This is a genomic window from Micromonospora sp. HUAS YX12, assembly GCF_040215685.1.
Lineage (GTDB): Bacteria > Actinomycetota > Actinomycetes > Mycobacteriales > Micromonosporaceae > Micromonospora > Micromonospora tulbaghiae.
This window is the reverse complement of record NZ_CP157974.1, coordinates 6115873-6138120: the sequence shown is the minus strand read 5'-3', so window position 1 is coordinate 6138120 and position 22248 is coordinate 6115873. Positions and strand designations below refer to the sequence as shown.

At 73.4% G+C, this 22248-nt stretch carries 31 protein-coding genes and 1 pseudogene; 19 read left to right on the top strand and 13 right to left on the bottom strand.

The window, feature by feature from the left end:
- Positions 1–83 precede the first annotated feature (83 nt).
- The 4 genes from ABIH81_RS29125 (at position 84) to ABIH81_RS29110 (ending at position 3918) form a co-directional block, all read left to right on the top strand.
- Positions 84–656, top strand: coding sequence for a DUF4240 domain-containing protein (locus ABIH81_RS29125; RefSeq protein WP_349878068.1), 573 nt, complete (start codon positions 84–86; stop codon positions 654–656).
- A gap of 56 nt (positions 657–712) precedes the next feature.
- Positions 713–1672 carry a DUF3800 domain-containing protein gene (locus tag ABIH81_RS29120; RefSeq protein WP_349878067.1) on the top strand — a complete coding sequence of 320 codons (960 nt, stop codon included), beginning with the start codon at positions 713–715 and terminating at the stop codon, positions 1670–1672.
- Positions 1669–2658 carry a BtrH N-terminal domain-containing protein gene (locus ABIH81_RS29115; protein ID WP_349878066.1) on the top strand — a complete coding sequence of 330 codons (990 nt, stop codon included), beginning with the start codon at positions 1669–1671 and terminating at the stop codon, positions 2656–2658. Before ABIH81_RS29120 ends, ABIH81_RS29115 begins: the two co-directional genes overlap by 4 nt.
- A gap of 366 nt (positions 2659–3024) precedes the next feature.
- Positions 3025–3918, top strand: a complete 894-nt coding sequence (locus ABIH81_RS29110; protein WP_349878065.1) for a sulfotransferase domain-containing protein — start codon at positions 3025–3027, stop codon at positions 3916–3918.
- Positions 3919–3964: 46 nt separating this feature from the next.
- On the opposite strand, the gene ABIH81_RS29105 is transcribed toward ABIH81_RS29110, so the two are convergent.
- Complete coding sequence (locus ABIH81_RS29105) at positions 3965–4429, bottom strand: VOC family protein (protein WP_349878064.1); 465 nt, start codon at positions 4427–4429, stop codon at positions 3965–3967.
- A gap of 150 nt (positions 4430–4579) precedes the next feature.
- Here ABIH81_RS29105 and ABIH81_RS29100 point away from each other — a divergent pair, with 150 nt between their 5' ends.
- On the top strand, positions 4580–5290 hold the full coding sequence (locus tag ABIH81_RS29100) for a helix-turn-helix domain-containing protein (RefSeq protein ID WP_349878063.1): 711 nt from the start codon (positions 4580–4582) through the stop codon (positions 5288–5290).
- Here the strand turns inward: ABIH81_RS29100 and ABIH81_RS29095 are convergent.
- From ABIH81_RS29095 to ABIH81_RS29080, 4 genes are all read right to left on the bottom strand, one after another.
- Positions 5272–5850: a dihydrofolate reductase family protein gene (locus ABIH81_RS29095; RefSeq protein ID WP_349878062.1), complete on the bottom strand. Its 579-nt coding sequence runs from the start codon at positions 5848–5850 to the stop codon at positions 5272–5274. The genes ABIH81_RS29100 and ABIH81_RS29095 overlap by 19 nt on opposite strands.
- A gap of 83 nt (positions 5851–5933) precedes the next feature.
- Positions 5934–6302, bottom strand: a complete 369-nt coding sequence (locus ABIH81_RS29090; RefSeq protein WP_349878061.1) for a nuclear transport factor 2 family protein — start codon at positions 6300–6302, stop codon at positions 5934–5936.
- Positions 6280–6756 carry an SRPBCC domain-containing protein gene (locus ABIH81_RS29085; RefSeq protein WP_349878060.1) on the bottom strand — a complete coding sequence of 159 codons (477 nt, stop codon included), beginning with the start codon at positions 6754–6756 and terminating at the stop codon, positions 6280–6282. The genes ABIH81_RS29090 and ABIH81_RS29085 overlap by 23 nt, the downstream gene beginning before the upstream one ends.
- Entirely contained in the window at positions 6753–7088 is a 336-nt protein-coding gene (locus ABIH81_RS29080; RefSeq protein WP_349878059.1) for a metalloregulator ArsR/SmtB family transcription factor, read from the bottom strand. The genes ABIH81_RS29085 and ABIH81_RS29080 overlap by 4 nt, the downstream gene beginning before the upstream one ends.
- 171 nt (positions 7089–7259) lie before the next feature.
- Here ABIH81_RS29080 and ABIH81_RS29075 point away from each other — a divergent pair, with 171 nt between their 5' ends.
- Positions 7260–7991, top strand: a complete 732-nt coding sequence (locus ABIH81_RS29075; RefSeq protein WP_349878058.1) for a hypothetical protein — start codon at positions 7260–7262, stop codon at positions 7989–7991.
- Between the two features lie 70 nt (positions 7992–8061).
- A complete protein-coding gene (locus tag ABIH81_RS29070; RefSeq protein WP_349878057.1) occupies positions 8062–9015 on the top strand; it encodes an FAD-dependent oxidoreductase in 954 nt (317 codons plus the stop codon).
- Between the two features lie 23 nt (positions 9016–9038).
- Here ABIH81_RS29070 and ABIH81_RS29065 read toward each other — a convergent pair whose 3' ends face one another.
- A complete protein-coding gene (locus ABIH81_RS29065; protein WP_349878056.1) occupies positions 9039–9464 on the bottom strand; it encodes a hypothetical protein in 426 nt (141 codons plus the stop codon).
- A 144-nt stretch (positions 9465–9608) separates the two neighbouring features.
- On the opposite strand from ABIH81_RS29065, the gene ABIH81_RS29060 reads away from it, so the two are divergent.
- The 4 genes from ABIH81_RS29060 (at position 9609) to ABIH81_RS29045 (ending at position 12611) form a co-directional block, all read left to right on the top strand.
- A complete protein-coding gene (locus tag ABIH81_RS29060; protein WP_349878055.1) occupies positions 9609–10346 on the top strand; it encodes a VOC family protein in 738 nt (245 codons plus the stop codon).
- An 89-nt stretch (positions 10347–10435) separates the two neighbouring features.
- Positions 10436–10972, top strand: a complete 537-nt coding sequence (locus tag ABIH81_RS29055; RefSeq protein ID WP_349878054.1) for a DinB family protein — start codon at positions 10436–10438, stop codon at positions 10970–10972.
- 83 nt (positions 10973–11055) lie between these two features.
- Entirely contained in the window at positions 11056–11670 is a 615-nt protein-coding gene (locus tag ABIH81_RS29050) for a dihydrofolate reductase family protein (RefSeq protein WP_349878053.1), read from the top strand.
- Positions 11671–11717: 47 nt separating this feature from the next.
- Entirely contained in the window at positions 11718–12611 is an 894-nt protein-coding gene (locus ABIH81_RS29045) for a hypothetical protein (protein ID WP_349878052.1), read from the top strand.
- A gap of 2 nt (positions 12612–12613) precedes the next feature.
- Here ABIH81_RS29045 and ABIH81_RS29040 read toward each other — a convergent pair whose 3' ends face one another.
- The 6 genes from ABIH81_RS29040 to ABIH81_RS29015 are packed head-to-tail and all read right to left on the bottom strand — an operon-like array spanning position 12614 to position 15446.
- Positions 12614–13150, bottom strand: coding sequence for an SUKH-4 family immunity protein (locus tag ABIH81_RS29040; protein WP_349878051.1), 537 nt, complete (start codon positions 13148–13150; stop codon positions 12614–12616).
- Positions 13147–13692 carry an SUKH-4 family immunity protein gene (locus ABIH81_RS29035; RefSeq protein WP_349878050.1) on the bottom strand — a complete coding sequence of 182 codons (546 nt, stop codon included), beginning with the start codon at positions 13690–13692 and terminating at the stop codon, positions 13147–13149. The genes ABIH81_RS29040 and ABIH81_RS29035 overlap by 4 nt, the downstream gene beginning before the upstream one ends.
- Positions 13689–14216: an endonuclease gene (locus ABIH81_RS29030; protein ID WP_349878049.1), complete on the bottom strand. Its 528-nt coding sequence runs from the start codon at positions 14214–14216 to the stop codon at positions 13689–13691. The genes ABIH81_RS29035 and ABIH81_RS29030 overlap by 4 nt, the downstream gene beginning before the upstream one ends.
- A complete protein-coding gene (locus ABIH81_RS29025) occupies positions 14209–14703 on the bottom strand; it encodes a hypothetical protein (RefSeq protein WP_349878048.1) in 495 nt (164 codons plus the stop codon). The genes ABIH81_RS29030 and ABIH81_RS29025 overlap by 8 nt, the downstream gene beginning before the upstream one ends.
- A 3-nt stretch (positions 14704–14706) precedes the next feature.
- Positions 14707–15036, bottom strand: a complete 330-nt coding sequence (locus ABIH81_RS29020) for a hypothetical protein (RefSeq protein ID WP_349878047.1) — start codon at positions 15034–15036, stop codon at positions 14707–14709.
- Positions 15033–15446: a YbaB/EbfC family nucleoid-associated protein gene (locus tag ABIH81_RS29015; protein WP_349878046.1), complete on the bottom strand. Its 414-nt coding sequence runs from the start codon at positions 15444–15446 to the stop codon at positions 15033–15035. The genes ABIH81_RS29020 and ABIH81_RS29015 overlap by 4 nt, the downstream gene beginning before the upstream one ends.
- A gap of 178 nt (positions 15447–15624) precedes the next feature.
- Here ABIH81_RS29015 and ABIH81_RS29010 point away from each other — a divergent pair, with 178 nt between their 5' ends.
- Together ABIH81_RS29010 and ABIH81_RS29005 are read left to right on the top strand one after the other, a co-directional pair.
- Positions 15625–16239, top strand: a complete 615-nt coding sequence (locus ABIH81_RS29010; protein ID WP_349878045.1) for an RNA polymerase sigma factor — start codon at positions 15625–15627, stop codon at positions 16237–16239.
- Positions 16232–17146, top strand: coding sequence for a CU044_5270 family protein (locus ABIH81_RS29005; RefSeq protein WP_349878044.1), 915 nt, complete (start codon positions 16232–16234; stop codon positions 17144–17146). Before ABIH81_RS29010 ends, ABIH81_RS29005 begins: the two co-directional genes overlap by 8 nt.
- Positions 17147–17196: 50 nt before the next feature.
- Here ABIH81_RS29005 and ABIH81_RS29000 read toward each other — a convergent pair whose 3' ends face one another.
- Positions 17197–18090, bottom strand: a complete 894-nt coding sequence (locus tag ABIH81_RS29000; RefSeq protein WP_349878043.1) for a LysR substrate-binding domain-containing protein — start codon at positions 18088–18090, stop codon at positions 17197–17199.
- Positions 18091–18204: 114 nt separating this feature from the next.
- Here ABIH81_RS29000 and ABIH81_RS28995 point away from each other — a divergent pair, with 114 nt between their 5' ends.
- From ABIH81_RS28995 to ABIH81_RS28970, 6 genes and pseudogenes are all read left to right on the top strand, one after another.
- Positions 18205–19149, top strand: coding sequence for an FAD-dependent oxidoreductase (locus ABIH81_RS28995; protein WP_349878042.1), 945 nt, complete (start codon positions 18205–18207; stop codon positions 19147–19149).
- A gap of 64 nt (positions 19150–19213) precedes the next feature.
- Positions 19214–19756, top strand: a complete 543-nt coding sequence (locus ABIH81_RS28990; protein WP_349878041.1) for a hypothetical protein — start codon at positions 19214–19216, stop codon at positions 19754–19756.
- 39 nt (positions 19757–19795) lie between these two features.
- Positions 19796–19984: a hypothetical protein gene (locus ABIH81_RS28985; protein ID WP_210899274.1), complete on the top strand. Its 189-nt coding sequence runs from the start codon at positions 19796–19798 to the stop codon at positions 19982–19984.
- 262 nt (positions 19985–20246) lie between these two features.
- On the top strand, positions 20247–20459 hold the full coding sequence (locus ABIH81_RS28980; protein WP_349878040.1) for a hypothetical protein: 213 nt from the start codon (positions 20247–20249) through the stop codon (positions 20457–20459).
- Between the two features lie 57 nt (positions 20460–20516).
- Positions 20517–21367, top strand: a pseudogene (locus tag ABIH81_RS28975) (PfkB family carbohydrate kinase).
- Positions 21357–22187, top strand: coding sequence for a 5'/3'-nucleotidase SurE (locus ABIH81_RS28970; RefSeq protein WP_349878039.1), 831 nt, complete (start codon positions 21357–21359; stop codon positions 22185–22187). The pseudogene ABIH81_RS28975 and the gene ABIH81_RS28970 overlap by 11 nt, the downstream one beginning before the upstream one ends.
- Positions 22188–22248 lie beyond the last annotated feature (61 nt).

The following is a 22248-nucleotide window of genomic DNA, read 5'->3' as shown; positions in this document are numbered from 1 at the left end:
TGGGCGGCCGCACCGCCACCGCCCTGACACGGCGCTGACACGGCCGCTGACAGCTTGTCGGTGGGTGGGCGTACGGTCCCGCCGTGGATCGGGAGACGTTCTGGGCGATCGTGGAACGGGCGCGCCGTGCCGCGGGCCGCGAGACGGTCACCGCCGAGGGAGCCGACGCCGTGGCCCGGCATCTGGTCGCGGAGCTGTCGGTGCTGAGTCCGGCGGCGATCGTGAGCTTCGAGCAGGCGTACGACGACGTGACCGAGGAGGGGTGGCGCTGGGACCTGTGGGCGGCCGCCTACCTGATGCGCGGCGGCTGCTCGGACGACGGCTTCGACTACTTCCGCGGCTGGCTGGTGGCGCAGGGGAGGGCGGTCTGGGATCGGGCCGTCGCCGATCCCGACTCACTCGCCGAGGCCGGCGTCGACCCGGACGACGACGCGGTCGAGTGCGAGGCGGTGCTGAGCGCGGCGGGCGACGCGTACGCCGTGGCGACCGGCGCCGGCACCGACGCGTTCTGGGGGGCGCTCGACGCCGCCGACCGCGCTGCTCCCCCCGGCCCGGCGCCGGCCGACCCGGCCGGTGAGGACTTCGACTTCGACGACGACGAGCAGATGCACGCCCGCCTGCCACGCCTGGCGGCGATTCACCGGCCGCGGGAATGAGGCCGGCGTGGCCGAATCGGCTGGCCCCGGCGCGCCCGGTCGGCGAGCATGGCGGCATGGCCGGGGGAACGTCCACCACCAGGTTGCCGCTTCAGGGCGGGCTTCCGCCGTCCGGCGCGGTGACCGGGCCGGTGGTGGAGATCGCCTGCGACGAGTCGGGTTTCTCCGGCACCAATCTGCTCGACCCGGCCACCCCGGTGATCGTCCACGCCGGCGTCGACCTGAGCCGTGACGAGGCGGCCGAACTGATCCGTACGCTGCGGTCCGGGTTCCGGTTCTCGCCCGACGAGGTCAAGTCCCGGCAGTTCCTGCGCCGCCGGGAAGCCGCCGAGGTGGTGGAGTGGTTCCTGTCCGCGTTGCGCGGCCGGGCGCACGTGCACCTGGTCGACAAGGAGTTCTTCCTCGCCACCCGGGTCGTCGACCTGCTGCTGGCGCAACCGTCGTACGCGGCGGGCACCCGCCTGTCCGGTGACCGGCGTCCGGCCGCGGCGGCACTGCACCGGGCCGGGCGGGCGGCCGGGCCCGGCTGGGCGGTCTTCCTCGCCGCTCTGGTCGAGATGCTGCGCACCAAGCGGCGGGACCGGGCGGACGACCGCAGCGTGGCACGGTTCTTCACCGCGCGTGACGCGCTGCGGCGTCACATCGGTGACGCACAGGCCGGCGCGGTTCTCGACGCGCTCGACCCGGCCCGGGTGGCAGCCGTGCAGGCCCGGTTGTACGCGGGCGACCGGACGATCCCGCCGCCGCTGGAGCCGCTGCTGCCGGCGCTGGCCGAGACCGTCCTGCACTGGAGCGCCGGCCGGCGGCGGGTGCTGGTGATCCACGACGAGCAGAGCGCGCTCACCGAGGACCGGTTGCGCCGCCTCCAGGCGGCACTGGCCGCGGGCGATCCGGCCGGCCCGTCACCGCTGGCCGGGCTGGTGATGACCGATTCGCGCGACGACCCGCGCGTCCAGGCCGCCGACCTGCTCGCCGGGGTGGCCCGCCGGATGCCCGGCGAACAGGAGCCGACGTGATCCTCGACGACGTGACGCCGACCGGCGGGGTGCACTGCGAGACCACCACGCTCGGCGTGCTGGCGCGGCACGCCGGTCTGGACCTGTCCGAGCCGATGCTGTTCGGCCTCGGTGAGGGGCTCGGCTTCGTCTACTGGGACGCCAAGAGCATGGACGTGCCGTTCCTCGGCGGGCGCACCAAACCGCTGTGCGTGACCCGGGCCGCCGCCGGCCGCCTCGGCCTGGACCTGCGCGTCCGGGAGACGACGTCGGCGGCCAGGGCGTGGCGGAACGTCACCGACGCGCTGGACGCCGGGCACCCGGTCGGCCTGCAACTCGACTCGTACCACCTGGACTACTTCACCACCAGGGTCCACTTCGGTGGGCACACCGTCGCGATGTACGGCTACGACGACACCCACGCCCACCTGGTCGACACCGCCCAGCAGGGCGGCGCGGTGACCACCACGCTGGAGAGCCTGGCGCGGGCGCGTGCCGCGCGTGGACCGATGACCGCGCGCCACCTGTCGTACACGCTCACCGCGCCCGGCGGCACGCCGGACCTCAACGCCGCCGTCCGCGCGGCGGTACGCGCCAACGCCGGGGCGTTCCTCGACCCGCCGATCGCCAACCTCGGCCACCGGGGGATCGCCACCGCCGCCGCCCGGGTGACCCGCTGGCTGGACCGCGCCGCCGGCCCGGCACGCGACCTGCCGCTCGCCGCGACGCTCATGGAACGCGGCGGCACCGGCGGCGCGTTGTTCCGCGCCGTGTACCGCGACTTCCTCGCCGAGGCCGCCACCGTCACCGGCGACGCGCGGGTGCGGCGGGCGCAGCGGATGTACGCCGACATCGCGCCGCTGTGGACCGCCGTCGCCGACCACCTCGCCACCGCCGGGCGGACCGGCGACGCCACCCACCTGACCCGCGCCTCGGCGGTCCTCACCGACCTGGCCGTCCGCGAACGCGAGGCGATGACGGTGCTGGCCGCCGTGGACGCCGGGTAGCCGTCAGCCGGGCTGCTCGGCCGGCGCCACGATGACGCCCGCCGGGCCGCGATGCCGGGCGTGGTCAGCTCATGTCGAGCGTGTAGGCGGCCTCCCGCACGTCGGCGGTGAGCACGGCGCTCATTGTGCCGGTGCGCGAGTCGCCGCGGGTGCCCGTCGCGCTTATTCTGCAATTCCTATGGAAATTGTAGATTTTCAGCTTTCTCCCAGCCGCCCGGGATTGACATTAATCGGACCGTCGGGGATATTCCTAGCGGCGCGTCGGGGCGCGGGGCGGAGCAGGCGGAGTCTGCGGATTTCACCTGCGTGACGTGCGGAAGCTGATCGTGCTGCCCCTGCTCCGCGGGGTCCGGATGAGGTTGGGAAATGATTAATCGGGCCGTCGAATTCGCCAAGCACAATTCGCCGAATTCTCTGCGCGTAACGGCCCGGCGGGCGCAGATGGAAGCGCGCAACACCCGCATGCGACTCACCGTTCCGGTGGTGGCCCGCAGCGAGTTCGACAACATCTTCCACTGCACCGTCCGCAAGACCGGCAGCCAGTGGATCAAGGCGTTGTTCAGCGACCCGGCCGTCTACCGCCACTGCGGGCTGCTGCCCTACGACCCGCGCTTCTACTCCGGCGGGGCGACCGCCCCGGTGCCGGCCGGCCGCATCGGCCTGGCGATCTTCCTCTCCCACAAGCGGTTCGAAGCAGTGCCCAAGGCCGGTAGCTACCGCGCGTTCTTCGTGATCCGCGATCCGCGTGATGTGGTCGTGTCGAGCTACTTCTCGCTGCGCAACTCGCACGCCCCGATGGGCGACATCCCGCAGGCGCGCAAGGCCCTCCAGGAACTGCCGAAGAAGGAGGGCATGCTCTACGTCATCGACCGCCTGCGTGACAAGAAGCAGTTCGGGCAGATGCGCTCCTGGGCGGTCGCGCCGAGCGACGAGACGTTCCGGCTGTTCCGCTACGAGGACCTGACCGGCGAGCGGCAGGCCGACGAGGTCGACCAGCTCCTGCGGCACTGCGGGATCACGCTGCCGCCGGCCGAGCTGGAGGCCCTGCTGGCCCGCTACAGCTTCACCAAGATGAAGAAGTCGAAGGAGACGCCCGGGCGGATCTCCCACTACCGCAAGGGCGCGTCCGGCGACTGGCGCAACCACTTCGACGACGACATCTACGCCGCGTACACGAAGGCGGCCGGTGACCTCGCGGAGATCCTCGGCTACCCCGCCCGGGACGACGAGCGGAACGGGCAGGAGTCCGCCGCACGGTAGAGCGGTGACGGCGGTGCGGTGTCCGTCCCACTCGGAAGGGGGCGCATCACGAGCCTGCCTGCCCGAACCACAGATCGTGGACAGACTGCAAGCCGTCGTGCGTCGAGTCGGTCACTCGGAAGAACTTCCACGCATAGCCGAAGGGGTCCTCGAACTCGACGTACCTCTCTCCCCACGGTGCGTTCGCCGGACCGGCACTGATGACGCAGCCGGCAGCTTCACACCGCAGGGCGGCTTCGTCGATGTCGTCTACCTTGAGCCCGATGACAACGCCGAGCCCGCGCGGGCCGGTCTTCGTCTGACGTTCCCGGGCGCTGTCCGGGAACGGGATGCCAACCAGCGCGTCGACCAGCAACTGCAACGGACCCCGCCGGAGGATTGCCATGGCGAGACCACCATCAGCGCCAGGCACCGTGCCCACCGGGGCGAAACCAAAACTCTGATACAACCTCGAGGCCGCCGTTACGTCATTGACCCGCAGCGCGACCCGTACCGGTGGCTCGTCGGTCATCCCGCGACGGTAGCGATTCGGGGCACTGCGCGCAACGCTCACCCAACCGGTCCATTCCACCTCCGTATTTCGACCGTCCTTTCAGGAATGCGAAGGATCCTGCGAGGCGGTGAGTGAATGATCCCCCCATGGCCGCCGTATGCTCCTGCCGTGGAGCTGCGGTTCACGACGCGGGCGTCCGACTCGGCCTGGATCGACACCGTGTGGACCTGCACCAGCGATCGGGTCGACGAGATGACCTCGGTGGCGACGCCGTGCTGGGGACTCGTGTTCTGGCAGCGCGACGGGCGTTCGTACGCGGCCGTCTCCGGGCCGGAGACAGCCACCGGCACCGCGCCAGTGCCCGAGGGAGCGACATTCGTCGGCATCGAGTTCGCGGTGGGCACCTCGCTGCGGCTCGTACCCACGCCCGCGCTGGTGGACAGCGGCGCCGAGCTGCCCGACGTGAGCCGGAGGACCTTCCGGCTCGACGGTGGCCGGTGGGCCACGCCCGGCCCGGACGACGCCGAGGCCCTGGTCGACCGGCTGGTCCGGGCCGGCGTGGTGGTCCGCGACCCGCTCGTCACCGAGACCCTGCGCGGCGGCCGCCCACCGGCCTCGCCGCGTACCCTCGAACGCCGGTTCCGCGCCGCGACCGGCCTGACCCGGGGCGCGGTGCGGCAGATCGACCGCGCACGCCGCGCCGCCGTGCTGCTGGCCGCCGGCGGCCCACCCGCCGACGCGGTCACCACCTTCGGGTACGTGGACGAACCGCACCTGGCCCGCGCGCTGCGCCGGTACGTCGGGCGGACGGCCGGTGAGCTGCGCGCGGGCGCCGGTGGTGCGATCGCGCTGGACCCGGATCAGCGGGTCACGTCGTAGATCAGCTTGACGACGCCGTTGGGGTAGGCGGCCGAGTCGCGCAGACGCAGCGTCTGCCGGTCCCGGTCCGCCTGGCTGAACAGGCTCTTCCCGGCGCCGAGCAGCACCGGGAAGACGAGCAGGTGGTACCTGTCGATCAGGTCCGCCTCGGCGAGGCGGCGGGCGAGTTCGGCGCTGCCGTGGATGAAGATGTCGCCGCCGTCGCCCTGCTTGAGCGCGGCGACGTCGGCGCTGCTTCGCAGGATCGTCACCGGCCCCCAGCCGTCGATCAGCGCGTCCTCGGGCAGGCTGGACGACACCACGTACTTCGGCAGGTCCCGGTAGGCGGCGTGGTCCTCGGAGTCGCGCCAGGTCGGCGCGAACGCCTCGTAGCTGCGCCGGCCGAACATCAGCGCCGTGGTCTGTTCCAGTTCCTCGCCCTTGAGCGAGAACGCCTCCGGGAGGAACTCGACGTCCTTGACGACCCAGCCGCCGCTGCGGTGTTCCTCGCCCGGACCGCCGCCCGGGGAGTCCACGACGCCGTCGAGCGACATGAATCCGGTGTACACAAGATCACGCATGCGGCCATGCTAGGAACGGCCGTCACCTGCCGTCTTGTACGGAACCGACACGCCTCAGCAGCCGCACGAGGCGGGCACCGCGCTCACGACCCGGCGGACCCCAGCGGTACGACGTAGGAGTCGACGCGGGCGATGAGCCCGTCCCGGAACGTGAACAGGTCGTTGAAGGCGAACCGGAACGGCCCGTGCTCGACGCTGACGCCCCGGCCCTCGCCGGTCACCACGACGACCGGCCCGTCCTCGTGCACGCGCTCGACGTCGAGGCGCGGGCTGCCGGTGAACGCCGGGTTCTCGATCTCGCCGTCGAACTCCGCCCGGCCCCGGGTGGTCCGGTGGCCGTGGATGACCCACTCCACGTCGTCGGTGAGCGTGGCGAGGATGCGCTCGTGGTCGCTCGCCCGGAAGCCGGCGAAGTATTCGGCGACCAGGTCACGCTGGGTTGCTCGGCTCACTGCTGTCTCCATCGTCGTGGTGTCGGAGGTGGGCGGCGAGGGCGTCGAGGATCGAGGCGAGCCCGTCGGCCGCCTGGTCGGTGCGCAGCTCGGGCGGGAGCTTGCGCTGATGCACGGTGAGGTCGGTGCCGTTCCCGGCGGGCCGCAGCGTGACGGTCGTGCGCAGCCCGGTGACGGGCTCGTCGAACACCAGCTCACGCGGCGGTTCGACGCGTACGTAGACGAACCGCAGCCGTCCGGTCCGGCCGTCCGGGGCGCGGGTGTCGAGCGCGAACTCGCCGCCGGGTCGCAGGTCGACAGTCACCGACGACTGCGGCACGGTGGCGTGCGAGCCGCCCCAGAACGCCGCGATGCCCGCCGGTGAGGTGAAGGCGGTCCACACCCGGTCCGGCCCGGCGGGCAGGTGGCGCCGGGCGATCAGCTCGTCGCCGTGCCGTTCGGTGCGGGCCCTCACCGGGCCGCCTCCGGATCGGCGAGGTGCGTCTCCAGCGCGTCGAGACGGTCGTCCCAGGCGCGGCGCTGCTCGTCGATCCACGTACTCAGCCGGGCGAGCCGGTCGACGCGCAGCCGGCACGGCCGCCGCGTGCCCTCCCGTCGCTGCTCGACCAGGCCGCACCGGCGCAGCACGCCGACGTGGTGGGAGATGGCCTGCGGCGTCAGGTCGAACGGCTCACCCAGCTCGCCGACTGTGGCCTCACCCTGGGCGAGACGGGTCACCAGGGCGCGACGGACCGGGTCGCCGAGCGCCGCGAAGGCGAGGTCGAGATCCGCATCGGCTGAACGCATGTCTCCCACGCTATCGCAAACACCTGCTTGCGCAAATAACCCTTTGCTGATTCACGGGGGAGTCTCTGCCCCGGAGCGTGGCAGGGGGTGCGGGCGTTGGGAAGGCAGGCGCCGTTTCGCGGGACGTGGCATCGGGAACGTCGTCGGGACGGGCACGGGACGGAGGTCGACGTGAGCACAAGGCGGATGCTTGGCGTACCCCTGCTCGTCACCGCGCTGCTGGCCGGCGCGTGTGGCGGCGGCGGTGAGAACGACGGGGGCGCCGCGGGGACCACCTCGCCGCCGGCCGCCGGCTCGACGACCGCGACGCCGTCGGCGTCGGCCTCGTCCGGCGGGCGCGTGACGATTCCGACGTCAGCCTTCGCCGACCTGCCGCCGGAGTTGCGCAAGACCGACGCGCAGCCGATGGAGGTCACCGACGCGCTGCCGGGGTTGTGCGACCAGGAGTTCCGTAGCGGCGGTCGGTCGGTCACCGCGAGCGCCGCCATGATGAGCGCCTACAAGCAGCCCAAGGACCCGCCGGAGAACGTCCCCTACGGAACGCTGCACCAGACCGTCTTCGCCTTCGAGGGCACCGGCGCCGCCGACTACCTGCGCCGGGTGAGCGGCGCGGTGGCGGACTGCCGGTCGTTCCAGGCCTCGGGCGGCACCGTCACCGTCCGGTCCGAGCCGATGGCCGGGACCGGTGACGAGGCCCTGCTGGTGACGGTGAGCCGACCTGCGACCAACCTGGACGGCAGCCCGGCCGAGGGCCGGACCACCAGCCAGATCCTCGTGATCCGGGTCGCCGACGCCGTCACGGTCGTGCACGACCAGGGCTGGGAGGGCAGCAGCAACGACCCCGGCCTGGCCGACGACGTCGCCCGGTCCGCGGTCCGCGGCCTCGACTCCTGGCAGCGCTAGGGCAAACGAAAGCGGGATCACCGGGCAGAATGGGCGGACGACCACAGCCGCGGCGCGATGGGAGCCCACCATGACCGCACGTCCGGACCTCGTCGTCCTCGGAGCCGGGGTCAGTGGCCTCAGCACCGGCATCCGGCTGGCCGAGAGCGGCGCCCGGGTGCTCGTCCGCACCGCGGCGCCGCCCGCGCACACGACCTCGGCGCTGGCCGGGGCGATGATCGGGCCGAATCTGTCCCCACCCGGCGATCCGCAGCGCGCCTGGACCGACGAGTCGCTGCGGGTGTTCGGTGACGAGCCGATGCCGGGCGTGGCGTGGCGCGACGGCACGCTCGCCGCCCGGCCGGCCGGGGCGACGCCCCCGTTCGCCGAGCAGACGCCGGGCTTCCGGCCGCTGGGCGAGGACGAGCGGCCGGCCGGCTTCGGCACCGCGTTCGCCGTCCGCCTGCCGCTGGTCGACATGCCGGTCTACCTCGCGTACCTCCTGGAGCGCTTGCGGGACGCCGGGGGTGAGGTGCGGGTGGCGCCGGTGGGCTCGCTCGACGAGGCGGCGACGGTGGCCCCGGTCGTGATCAACTGCGCCGGGCTGGGGGCACGGACGCTGACCGGGGACGGCGAACTCCACCCGGTTCGCGGCCCTCGGGTCGTGGTGCGCAACCCCGGCCTGGACCGGTTCTTCATGGAGGCGCCGATGGCGCCGACCTGGGCGTCGATCTTCCCGCACGGCGACCACGTGGTGCTCGGCGGTGGCCAGCGGCACAGCGACGACGCGACCCCCGACCCGGCCGAGGCGGCCGACATCGTCGCCCGGTGCGCCGCTGTCGAACCGGCCCTGGCCGGCGTCGAGGTCCTCGAACACACGGTCGGGTTGCGTCCCGGCCGGGCGACGCCCCGCGTGGAGGCCGAGCGGCGTGGCGACGCGCTCGTCGTGCACAACTACGGCCACGCGGGCAACGGCGTGATGCTCTCTTGGGGCTGCGCCCGCGACGCCGCGGCGCTCGCTCTCGGCGCGGTGCCGACCGCCTGACGACGCCGCCTGACGGCGCGAGGTCAGGACACGGCGGCCCGCACCAGCTCGGTGATCCTCTTCTCCACCTCTGGGCTCCACTTCACCAGCGCGAACGACGCCGGCCACATGTCGCCGTCGTCGAGGTTGGCCGCGTCCTGGAAGCCCAGCGTCGAGTAGCGGTACTTGAACTTCCCCGCGTCCTGGAAGAAGACGACGATCTTGCCGGCCGCGTTGGCGTACGCGGGCATGCCGTACCAGGTCTTCGGCGACAGCTCCGGCGCGGTGGCGGTGATCGTCATGTGCACGCGCTCGGCCAGCTCGCGGTCCTCCGGCGCCATCTGCGCGATCCGGTCGAGCACCGCCTGGAGGTCGTCGGCCTTCTTCGCGCCCTTGCGCCCCTCGGCGCGCAGCTCGGCGGCGCGCTCCTTCATCGCGGCGCGTTCCTCGGCGCTGAACCCGTCGGACATCTCGATTCCCCCTCGTGGCTCGCGGTCCGCGTGGTGCCGACCGCCTGAGGACAACGCTATGGCGCGGCGGTGACGGAGCGCTTCTCGATTCCTGATTACCTGCCGGGACCACAGCGACGCGGCCAGGGTTCTAGCATCGCGGCCATGGCAACCCGGCTCGTACAAATCAACATGAAGGCGCACGACGAGGTCGCGCTCGGTGACTTCTGGGCGAAGGTGCTCGGCTGGGAGATCTCCAGCGAGGCCCCCGGCGTGACGAACCTCGAACCCGAGGGCTTCAGCTACCCGGACCCCAGCGCGGTCTGCATCGACCTCGTCGTCTCCTCCGTTCCGAAGGCGGCGAAGAACCGCGTACACGTCGACCTCGCGACCACCTCGGCCGCGCACCACGCGGAGGTGGTCGCGCGCCTGACCGCGCTCGGCGCCACCCCCGCCGACGTGGGCCAGGGCGACGTGCCGTGGACGGTCCTCGCGGACCCGGAGGGCAACGAGTTCTGCGTACGGGAGCCGAACCCGCGGCACGCGGACACCGGACCGATCGCCGAGGTGGTGGTCGACTGCGCCGACCCGCGCGGCATGGCCGGCTTCTGGGGCCGGGCCACCGACTGGACCGTGCACGAGGTGACCGGCCAGCAGGCGGTGCTGCGCTCCGCTCAGGGTGTCGGGCCGTACCTGCGGTTCGCCCGCACGGCCGATGCGAAGACCGGATGGAACCGCGTCCACCTCGACGTCCGTCCGTATCCGTCGGACGACCTGGACGCCGAGACCGCCCGCCTGCGGGCCCTCGGCGCCACCGACGCCGACCTGGGCGGGGCCGAGACCCCGTGGCGGGTGCTGGTCGACCCGGAGGGCAACGAGTTCTGCGTCCTCACCCCGGGCTGACCCGCGGACCGCGGCGCCGGGCGCGTCACGTCTACCGGGCGGACCGTCGCCGCCCCCCACGGATGTCGTCGGCTGCCTATGCTTCGGCGATGGACGACGCGAGCACCGAGACCGAGGCCGAGGCGCTGCTGGCCGTCCTGGAGCGCAACCGGCGGACCTTCGCCTGGAAGACCGACGGGCTCGACGAGACCGGCCTGCGCGCCGTAACCGCCGCCAGCACCATGACACTCGGCGGTCTGATCGCGCACATGGCCCTGGTCGAGGCGGACTGGCTGGCCGTGAAGACGGCCGGCCAGGAGTACGGACCGCCGTGGGAGGGCGTCGACTTCGACGCCGAGCCCGACTGGGAGTGGCGTTTCGGCGCGCAGGCAGCACCGGACGACGTGTACGCGCTGTGGCGGGCCGCGGTACAGCGGTCGCGTCGGCTGATGGAGGCCGTCGTCGCCGAACGTGGACTGGCCGGGCCGTCGTCGTTCACCTGGCCGGACGGGCGCGTCCCCACCGTTCGCAAGATGCTTCTCGACGTGATCGAGGAGTACGCCCGGCACACCGGCCACGCGGACCTCCTCCGCGAGGCGGTCGACGGGCGGGTGGGCGAGGGCGCGCCACCGGATTTCACGTTCTGATCCCGGTGAGCTCGTCGCGGGCCGATGAGTTCGACCCGGTGCGGCGGTCGAACCGTCGAACCCACCTGAGAAGGAGCACCGCGATGGCCACTGTCATCTCCACGCTGTTCATCTCGGCCGACGGTGTCGCCGAGATCGACCCCGACTGGCACTTCCCGTACTTCGACGAGAACATGGGCCGCGCCGTCGGCGAGGACTACGACACGTCCGACGTGCTGCTGATCGGCCGGGAGACGTACGACAGCTTCGCCGGCGCCTGGCCGGACCGGGAGGCCGCCGGCGGCGAGGACGCGCCGTTCGCCAAGCAGCTCGGCGACATGCGCAAGGTGGTCGTCTCCCGCCAGCCGCTGGAGTTCTCCTGGCGCAACTCCGAGCTGATCCAGGGCGACCTGGTGGACGCCGTGCGCGCGCTCAAGGCCGACAGCGGCATCAAGGGCATCCTCATCCCCGGGTCGATCTCGGTGGTGCAGCAACTGCTCGCCGCGGGCCTGGTGGACGAACTGCGGCTGCTGGTGCACCCGGTCGCCGCCCGCAAGGGCCGCCGGCTGTTCGACGAGGGCGACGCGCCGTACCACCTGCGGGTGGCCGCGACCGAGGCGTACCCGACCGGCGTGATCCGGGTGATCTACACCCCGGCGCCGGCGCCGGGCGCGGTCGCCTACGACGACGTCAAGGACCAGGTGCCGGCCGGAAGCTGACGGTCACGGGGCCGCGGCGGGCCGGTGTGTCGTGAAAGGATCAGCCGGTGCGTCGCGTTCCGCTGCTGCTGATCCTCGCGGCGGTGTGCGCCGTCGCCCACGTCGTCGGCGTCCTGGTGGCCGCCCCGCTCTGGCGCGGCGCAGAGGTGCTGAGCCTGGCGCTGCTGCTCGCGTACGCCGTCGCCGCCGGACTGCGGGCCCCGCGCTGGGCGGTGCCGGCGGCGCTCGTACCGCTGATCGTGGACGCGGTCCGCACCATGCCGGCCGAGCCGGGCGCCGGGAACTTCGGCTGGACGGTGTACGGCGGCGGCGACAGCGGCTTCGACCGTACGGCCGGCTTCGACGCGGCGTTCGCCGGAAGCTGGGCGGCGCTGGTCGCGGTGGCGGTGCTGCTGGTCGCGTTCCGGGGCCGTGGACGGCGCCGGCCCCTGATCGCCGCGGCGGCCGCCGCCACGCCCGTGGTCGGGTACGCGGCCGTCCGGGTCGCCGACGTCGGCGCCGCGGTCGCCGCGAGCACCCGGGTCGTGGAGATCCGCGCCGGTACCACGCTGACCCGGGTGGGCGGCCCGGGACACGACCAGGCCGATGTCGTGCCCGCGCTCGTCCTCGCGGTGCTGCCGCCGCTGGCGCTCGCACTCGCCGCGCTGGTGCTCGCCGTGCTGCTGGCCGGGCGGGGCCGACGTCTCGCCGCGGCCGGCGCGGTACTGCTGGCGGTGCTCGCGTTGCCGCTGCTCGACGCGGGCGTCGAGGCCGTGCCGCTGTCCTACTCGGCCGACGGCGCCGCCTTGTTCGCCTGGTACGCGATCCCGCCCACGGTGGCCGTGCCCCAACCGATGGCGGCGCTGACGGCGGCGGTGGAGCTGACCGCGTACCTGCTGCTCGTCACCGGGCTGACCGGGCCGGACCGCGCGGCGGCGCTCGCCCCGGCGGAGGCCGGATGACGTCAGGCGGTCGAGATCAGCTCGTCGAAGGCCATGTTCCACCACGACTCCGGATCCGCGAACGCGACCGGGTCGACCGGTCGCAGGTCGTCGCGGATCGCCGCCGCGCGTGCGGCCCGCTCCCGCCCGCCCGGGTCGGTGGCGATGAGCTGCCCGAGCCGGTAGAGGAACTCCACGAACGCGGCGAACGTGCTGTTCACCGTCTCCAGGTTCGGTGTCTCCAGGTCCAGCAGGATCACGGCGCCGGTGCCGGCGTCCAGGCAGAACAGCAGTGCCGGGTCCTCCGGCGAGGCGCCCAGCACGATGTACGGGCGGGGGCCCTGGTCGCCCAGCTCGATCGAGAGCGTGGAGAACAGCTCGACGTCGGGGACCGAGACGTCCACCGTGAACAGGATCGGCACCTCGACCGGCAGCGCCCCGTCGGGCGGGAACACCTCCGGCCCGAGCGGCCCGAGGATCGCGTCGAAGCGCCGGGCGGGGAAGTAGATGACGCCCCGCTCACCCCACAGCGCGGTGAGCTGCTCCCGGGTGACGGTCACGGCTGCGCCTCGTCCTCGTCCACGTCGTCCGCCTCGTCGAGCAGGCCCTGCCGGTCCAGGAACGCGTACCACCCGTCGTCGTCGGTGACCAGCTCGGCGTAGCCGGGGCCGAGCACGTAGTAGTCCACGAACGAGTCGAGGTCGGGCGCCAGCTCCTCGAACGCGTCGCCCATGAACCACTCGGTGCCGGTCGGCGGGAAGTACCAGACCGCGCCGGTCGCCCGCTCCAGGAAGATCGGCTCGTCGCTGCGGGTGCCGACGACGAGCCAGCCGCTCTTGTCCTGAGGAATGGGGGAGAAGCCGGGCGCGTAGTCGAGGAAGTACTGGATGCCCGCGAGCCGGCCGGCCGAGGCCAGCTCGAACGCGCCGGCCCGCAGGCCGTCGGCGGCGAGCAGCAGGTCGCGCAGGCCCGCCGGCAGCTCCGCCGGTACGTCACCGGCGTCGGCCGGGTCGCCGATCTGCGCGTACGCGAGACTGGCCGGCTCGTCGGCGGCCAGGTCGGCGCGGAGTTCGCCGAGAAGCTGCGCGAGATCGGAAGTCAATCCACTACCTCTATTCGGATCGGGGTTCCGTCCGGCAGATTCTGGATCTGCCCCCAGATCTGGGAGCCGATGTCCGTGTTGGTTCTACCATGCAGCAGCTTGAGGTTGTCGACGGTGTCCGGCCCGCCGAGCTGGAGTTCCCACACGTGGTCGGGATGGTAGTCGCTGAGCCGTTGACTGAGCCGGTTGGCGAAGTCCTTGTCGTGCGGCCAGTACTTGTCCCAGATCTTCTGCCGGATCCGGTCCTTGTACCCGTCGGTGATGCTCTTGTCGCGTTCCACCGGGTTGGTGGCCTTGTAGAGCTTGCCCTCGTCGCTGAGCTTCTTCAGCGCGGCCATCTTGCGCCGGAACTGGGCGGTGGCGTGGAAGTCCCGCCGCTCGACCCGGACCACCTGGGTGGGGAGGCGGTGGTCGGGCCCGGTGACCCGGACGATCGGCTTCTCCAGCTTCTCGACCGCCTTGCGGACGATCTTGCCGGCCGCCGGTTTCGCGGCGGCGCCCCGGCCGCGCCTGGGGCTAGGCATCGAGCAGTCTTCCGATGACCTGGTCGATGAGCGCGCCGACGATCTCCCGGGTGATGAGCTGGAAGATGGGGATCTCGGCCAGCGAGGCGCCGAACGTGACCACGGCGGTGGCGATCGCCTGGGCGACCTGGAACGCGAGGATGGCGAGTTGCACGATCACCGCGATCTTCAGCGCCAGGACGATCGCCGCGCAGATGATCAGACCGGTGCCGAGCAGCATGGCCGCGGGCATGCTGTCGTGCAGCACGAGCGGCCCGTTCTGCTCGCCGCCCCACCACTTCTGGAACGACGCGATCGCCGGACCGACGTTCTGCGTCCAGACCTGCGCGGCCACCGCGTCCGCCTCACCGGCCGCCGCCCCGACCCGGCCGCCGAACTCGAGCCACGCCTGGCCCATCTCGAAGAGCTTCTCCTCGTCGGCCTGCGGCCAGGTGTAGCCGATCCAGCCGAGCGCTGTGACCAGCTCACCCGGTAGTTGCAGTCCCACCGCTCACCCCAGCCCGCCGGCGAGCGAGCGCATGGTGCCCGCGCCGTCCTCGTCGACCCGCTCGTACGCTTCGGCCATCCCGGTGATGTCGGCGCCCGCTGACGTGAACTCGTCGGCCGCCATGCCGACGCAGTCGAAGATGTAGTTCGCCACCTCGGTGTAGGCGATGCCGATCAGTGACCCGATGTCGTCGGTGCCCCACGGTTCGCCGTAGCCCTGCATCCGCGCCTCGAACGCCTCCAGCTCGCCGTTGAACCGCTTGGCCAGGTCGGTGACGCCGCGCCCGGCGGCCCGGATCAGTGGCGGGTGCACCTCGAAGCCGCCGCCGCTCATCGCTGCCCGCCGCGCGCCAGCCGCTCCTGCGCCTCGGTGAGCGCGTCGAGGAACGACCCGAGCCGGGGCACGGCGGTGTCCCGTACCTCCTGCAACTGCTCCCGCAACTGCGACATGTCCGCGACCTGCGGCGCCGGGCCGCTCCGCAGCCCGTCGATCGCCGCGTTGACGGCGGTGACGATGTGCGCGGTCAGCTCCTCGGAGCCGAGCCGCATCAGCCGCGGCTCGACGTGCAGCGACTGGAGCTTGCCGTCGCGCCCCATCTCGGCGCGTACCTGCCCGTCGGCGGCCTCGCCGACCGCCGGCGTCTCCGCCTCGCCCTCCGGCGGCGGACCCACCGTCCGAAGTGCCGCCATCGTCGCGTCGAGCATGCGGGTGAAGTCGCCGCTGATCGAAGGATCCGCACTCATGAGCCCTCCCCAAGGCCAAACGCCACGAGCGTAACCGAGACGGACAAAGCGATTCCGCCCCGTACGGCCGTACGGTCCACGACGGACCGCCCGACCGGCCTACCGTCGCGGGCGTGAACCCTCCGGACGCGAGGAGCGGACAACAGGTGACACGTCCCCACTCGCCGAAAGGCCGAGCATGAGAAGACTGAGACGGGCGAAGGATGTCGACGTCGGCGCGCTCACCGACGCCGAGGTCGTCGACCGGTCGGTGCGGGAACCGGAGACCTTCGCCGCGATCTTCGACCGGCACGCGCCGCACATCCACCGCTACCTGGCGCGCCGCCTCGGCTCCGCGGCCGCGGACGACCTGGTCGCGGAGACGTTCCTCGCCGCGTTCCGGCGCCGGGACCGGTACGACACCGGCTGCCCGAACGCCCGCCCGTGGTTGTACGGGATCGCCACCAACCTGGTCGCCCAGCAGCGGCGGACCGAGGAACGGGAGTACCGGCTGCGGCAGGCGTACCACCCGGCGACGTCCGAGACGTCTCCCGCCGACCGGGTCGCCGCCGAGGTGACCGCACGGTCGCTGCGCCGCCACCTGCTCGACGCGCTGGCCGGGCTCGCCGACGGCGACCGCGACGTGCTGCTGCTCGTCGCCTGGGAGGACCTGACGTACGAGGAGGTCGCCGCCGCGCTGGCCATCCCGGTCGGCACCGTGCGGTCCCGCCTGAACCGGGCGCGCCGGCTGCTGCGGGAACGGCTCGCCGGCGAACCGGCCGACACCATCGAGGAGGTACTGAGCAATGGATGAGATGAGACTGCTCCAGCGGCTCGGCGACGAGACCGACCTGCCGGCCGGCGAACGGCTCGACGCCGCGCGTACCCGGCTGGTGGGCGCGATGGCCACGACGGAGGCCGCGCCGGTTCGGCGTGCGCGACGACCCGCCTGGCGGCTGGTCCTCACCGGCGTCGCGACGGCGTCGGTGGCGGCGTCGCTGGCCGCGGTGCTGGTGCTGGCGCCGGACCGGATCGGCGGCAGCGCGCCGGCCGCCCGGGCCGACGCCGGCCAGGTGCTGCGCGACGCGGCGGCGGCGGCGCTGCGGCTGCCGGACGTCGAACCCCGGCCCGACCAGTTCGTCTACACCCGGATGCAGGACGGCCCGCAACTGCGGGAGAGCTGGGCGTCGGTGGACGGGACGAGGGACGGCCTGGTCGTCGAGTTCCCGGCGGGCGGCCGCCAGGAGTACGTGCTCCCCGGCTGCCGGGACGGCCGCGCGAAGACGTACAAGGGCGGGCAGGCCCTGCCGGGCACCGAACCGTGCGTCCCGAGGCCCGCCTACGACCCCGCCGTGCCGGCCGACGCCACCGCGATGCGCGCCTACCTGGACAAGCACCGCAGCGGCGAGCCCGGTGACGTCAACGCCGCCGCCAAGGACGTGCTGTCCCTGCTCGGCGACTCGTACCTGCGGCCGCGGTCGCGGGCCGCGCTCTTCGAGGCCGCCGCCGCGACGCCGGGCCTGGAGGTGGTGGAGAAGGCCACCGACGGCGCGGGCCGCTCCGGCGTCGGCGTCCGCTGGCCCTCCCAGGGGCGCGGCCCGGCCCTGATGGTTCTGGTGTTCGACCCGCGGACGCACGCGTTCCTCGGCGTGGGCGGGGAGGCGGGCACGTCGGCGGTGCTGTCCGTCGCCGTCGTGGACCGGGTCGGCCAGAAGGGCTGACGCCCGCCGGGCGGGTCGCCTTGCGGCGGCCCGCCCGGTGCCGTCCCCGCTCAGTCGAGCAACGCCAGCAACGCCAGCAGCGCCGGGTTCGTGCTCTCGGCCGGCCAGGCCAGCCCGACGTCCACAGTGGGTGTCGGTGCGGTGAACCGGCGCAGCCGTACACCGGGCAGCCGCAACGCCCTCGCCCGCCCGGCCGGCACGGCCGCGACCACGTCACCCTGGGCCACCGCGCGCAGCAACTGCTCGTCGTCCGGCTCCTGCCGGACCAGCCGGAAGCCGCCGTCCGGCCACACCTGGGCGATGGTCCGGTCGAACATGCCCGGCCCGTTCTCCCGCGGCCACATCACCGCGGGCAGGCCGGCCACCTCGGCCCGGCCGACGCGGCGGCGCCCGGCGGCCAGCGGGTGGGCGGCCGGCAGTGCCAGCAGCAGCTCCTCGGTGTCGACGGTGCGGCAGGCGAGCGCCGGCTCGTACACCGGCGGGCGCACGAACGCCGCGTCCAGCCGGCCGGCGAGCAACCCGGCCACGTTCGGCGCGGTCCAGGCCGTCTCGGAGACCACCTCGATATCCGGGTGGACGGCCCGGAACCGGGCGATGAGCGCGTCCACCCGGCCGCCGCGCGCCGATCGGGTGTACGCCAGCCCCAGCCGGCCGCCCCGCCCGCGTACCAGATCCCGGATGCGGGCGGTGGCGGCGTCCACGTCGCTGAGCAGCCGGGTGGCCTCGTCGGCGACCCGGGCGCCCACCTCGGTCAGCGCGCAGCCCCGGCTGGTCCGGTGCACCAGCGGCACGCCGAGTTGCCGTTCCAGCGCGCGGATCTGCTGGCTGAGCGCGGGCTGGGCGATGCGGAGCCGGGCCGCCGCGCGGGTGAAGTGCAGTTCGTCGGCGAGCACCACGAAGTAGCGCAGACGGCGCAGGTCTGACCAGGCGCCGGGGGTGTCCACCCAGTCATCATAAGCGCCGCTTATCGCCTGCTGCCGCGATCGGTCTTGGACACCGGCCGCGAGCGACGGCCACCATCGGCGAAACGACGACGGTACGGGCGACGGGAGCGGGCCATGACGAAGGCGGACGTGGTGGTGGTCGGCGGCGGGGTGATCGGGATGACGATCGCGCTCACGCTCCAGCGGAGGGGCGCACACGTCACAGTCGTGACCGCCCACGACCCGGCGGACACGGTGTCGACGGTGGCCGCCGCGGTCTGGTACCCCAGCCACACCGAGGAGGATCCCCGGGTGCTGCGCTGGGCCCGGGACACCCACGCCGAGCTGCGCCGCCAGGCGGCCGACGGCGTGCCGGGGGTGGTCGACCGGCCCACCCGGATGTGGTTGCGCCACCGCTACGCCGGGCCGCCCTGGTGGGCCGACGCCTGCGGCGACCTGGTGGCCGAGCCGGCGGAGCCGCCGTACACCGCGCTGCTGCGGTTCACCGCCCCGTCGGTGGAGATGACCCGCTACCTCACCTGGCTGCGGCAGCGCCTGGAGGCGGGCGGGGGCCGGATCGTCCGCCGCGCGCTGGGCACGCTCGCCGAGGCGTACGAGTGCGCGCCGGTCGTGGTGAACGCGACCGGCCTGGCCGCCGGCCGGCTCGCCGCCGACCCGGCCGTTTACCCGGCGCGCGGGCACGTCCTGCTGGTGGCGAACCCCGGCCTGACCGTCTCGATACGCGACGAGAACGACCCGGCCGGCATCACGTACGTGCACCCGCGCCGGCACGACGTGGTGCTCGGCGGCACCTACGAGGCGGGGGTGGGAAACACCCGCCCCGACCCGGAGGAGGCCGCGGCGATCCGGCGCCGGTGTGTGGCGCTGGTGCCGCAGCTCGCGGACGCGCCGGTGCTGGGGGAGCGGATCGGGCTGCGGCCGGCCCGGCACGGCGGCCCCCGCGTCGAGGTGGATCCGGCGGACGGGCGGCTGGTGCACGCGTACGGGCACGGCGGCGCCGGGGTGACGCTGTCCTGGGGCTGCGCGGCCGAGGTCGCCGATCTCGCTCTGAGTGTCTGACCGCCGCGGCGCGGGAGGGCCGGCGGCCCCCCGGCCGGAGCGCGCGGGCGGTAGCCTCGGCCCGGTGTCCGCCCGCCGCGCCGCCCTGTCCGCCCTCGTCGCCCTGATCGCCGTCCACATCGGCTGTACCCTGGTCGCGCTCGCGGCCTACAGCCACCGGATCGGCGTGGTGACCCACGACGGCGCCAGTTTCCCGGTGGAGCTGCTCGACGCCGTGGTGCCGCTCCGTGAGCTGCTGCCCGCCGTGCTCTGGCTGCTGCCGGTCACGCTGCTCGTCACGTTCGCGGCCCTCGGCTGCTGGGCCGCCCGGCGGACCGCCCGTCCCGACGACGAGCGGCTACCGAGGGCGGCGTGGACGGCCGGTATCGCCGCGGTGCTGCTCAACCCGCTCGCGGCCGTGCGGTACGCGTCCGCCACCGCGAACGGCGGCGAATACATGCGTACGGTGCAGGTGGAGACCACCCTCCTGGTGCTGGCCGCCGCCGTGGCCACCACGATCAGCGCGCTCGCCGTCGCCCGGGTCGTCCGGCGCTCCGACACGGCGAGCCCTGCGTCGCGGCGGATGCGGGTGGACGACTGGTCCGCGGACCCGGCGGGACGGGAGTGAGCTGTCCGCTCAGGAGTGTCTCTGTCTAGCGTCCGGCGTATGGAGCTGGTGGGTGCAGCCGAGATCCGCGTGATGCTGGGCGGCATCAGCAAGCAGCGCGTCTACGTGATCACCAGTAACCGCAACTTCCCGGAGCCGGTGGCCGACCTCGTGCAGGGCAAGGTCTGGTTGAAGTCCGACGTCCAGGAGTGGATCAGGAAGCACCGGCCGGAGCTGGCCGCTGACTGAACGCCGTGTTCACCGCTCCAGCACCGTGAGCCATTCGGCGGCGCGAGGACGGTATCCGTGCAGCTCGAAGAGCCCGCGTACGATCGCCGGCACGTGCCCGGCGCCGGGGGCGAGAGCAGCAACCGGGTGCCGCCGAAGAACGGCGACCCGTCCGCTGCTTCGGACCGGTCAGGAATCGAGAAGCGTCGCGCGGACGGGTGGACCTAGCGTTTCCGGCACGGGCCTCCCGCTGGGGGAGGCCGTCGGGGGAAAGGCCACCGCCGTGGACATCCGCATCCGTCAGCTGCACCGCTGGTTCTCCGTCGCCTTCACCGTGACCGTCGTGATCACCTTCGTCGCGCTGGCCCAGAAGGACCCGATCGTGTGGATCTCCTACGTGCCGCTGCTCCCGCTCGCCCTGCTCCTGATCAGCGGCCTCTACCTGTTCGCGCTGCCGTACCTGCGGCGTCGCCGCGCGGCCGCACGTACGCGCTGACCTGGAGGATTACCGGGGCCGGTCAGCGGGCAACACTGGCGGATGGACCAGAAGGTGATGGTGTTCGCCCCGGCCCCGCTGTTGACAGTGACGATCGAGCAGCAGGGGGAGGCGACCGAGCTGCATCTGCACCCGGGCGGGCAGGGGGTGTGGCAGACCCGGATGATCGCGGCGAGGACGTCACGGTACGAATGGTGCGGCGGGAGTCCGGCACCGGTTGGTACGTGCACGACCGGCGCGACGGCGAGCGGACCGAGATCGCCGAGCACCCGGGCGCGCCCATGGTGCGGCACGACATCGACGAGCTGTACACGGTGACGCTGACCGAAGGGCTGCGCGCCCCGGTCAGCGTGCTCAGCGGACCGGCCGACCCGTGCGTGGTGGACCCGGACATCTACCGCCGGCTCGCCGCCGACCTGAGCGCCAACGGCGTAACGGTGGTGGCCGACCTGTCCGGGCCGTACCTGGAAGCGGTGCTCGACGGCGGCGTGAGCGTGCTGAAGGTCAGCCACGAGGAACTGCTCGACGACGGCCTGGCCAAGGACGACAGCATCGAGGCGCTGCGCGACGCCGGCCGCCGGTGCCAGGAGCGCGGCGCGCGGACGGTGCTGATCAGCCGCGCCGGGAAACCCGCGCTGGCGCTGCCGGAGGACGGCGAGCCGTTGCTGGTGCACGCCCCGCCCCTGGAGCTGGCCGACCACCGGGGCGCTGGTGACTCGATGACCGCCGGGGTCGCCGCGGTGCTGGCCCGGGGCGGGGACATGCGGGAGGCGCTGCACATCGGCGCCGCCGCCGGCGCGCTGAACGTGACCCGGCACGGGCTCGGCACCGGCCGGGCCGAGGCGGTACGCGAACTGGCCGGCCGGGTGCGGCTGACCTCGCTGGACGGTGGCGACCATGACGGCTGACCGGCCACCCCGGGTGCTGGTGACCAACGACGACGGCGTGCACGCCCCCGGAATCCGCGCGCTGGCCCGGGCCGCGTACGAGCGTGGGCTGGACGTGGTGGTCGCCGCGCCGGAGGCCGAGGCGAGCGGGATGAGCGCGGCGCTGTCCGCGGTGACCGACGACGGGCGGCTGGTGTTCCGCGAGACCGAGCTGGACGGGCTGCCCGGCGTGCCCGCGTACGCGGTGGCCGCCTCCCCGGCGTACATCGCGGTGCTGGCCGGTCTCGGGGTGTTCGGGCCGGAACCGGACCTGCTGCTGTCCGGCATCAACCGGGGCGCGAACGCGGGCCACGCGGTCCTGCACTCCGGCACCGTCGGCGCGGCGCTGACCGCCGGCAACAACGGCTTACGCGCGCTCGCCGTGTCGCTCGACGTGCTCACCCCGGCGGCGGCGAGCGCCGGCAGCGGCGGCGCGGCGATCGCGGTGCTCGACAGCGTGGACGACGAGTCCCGCCACTGGTCGACCGCCGCCGAGCTGGCCGCGACGCTGCTGCCCTGGCTGTCCGGCGCGGACCCGGGCACCGTGCTCAACCTGAACGTGCCCGACCTGCCGGCCGAGCAGGTGGCCGGGCTGCGCCAGGCGACGCTGGCCCCGTTCGGCCAGGTGCAGGTGTCGGTCGCCGAGCGCGGTGAGGGCTTCGTGCGTACGGCGGTGGAGGCGAACGCGGTCCGTGCGGTCCCCGGCACCGACATCGCCTGGCTGGCCGACGGGTACGCCGCGGTGACCGCGATCCGGGCGCTCGGGCACCTGCCCGAGGTGGAGCTGCCGGTCGACGGCTGAGGACGGCTCCGCCCCGCCACCGTCGCGCGGATGCCGTCGCTGTCCCGGTCGGCCCGGGACA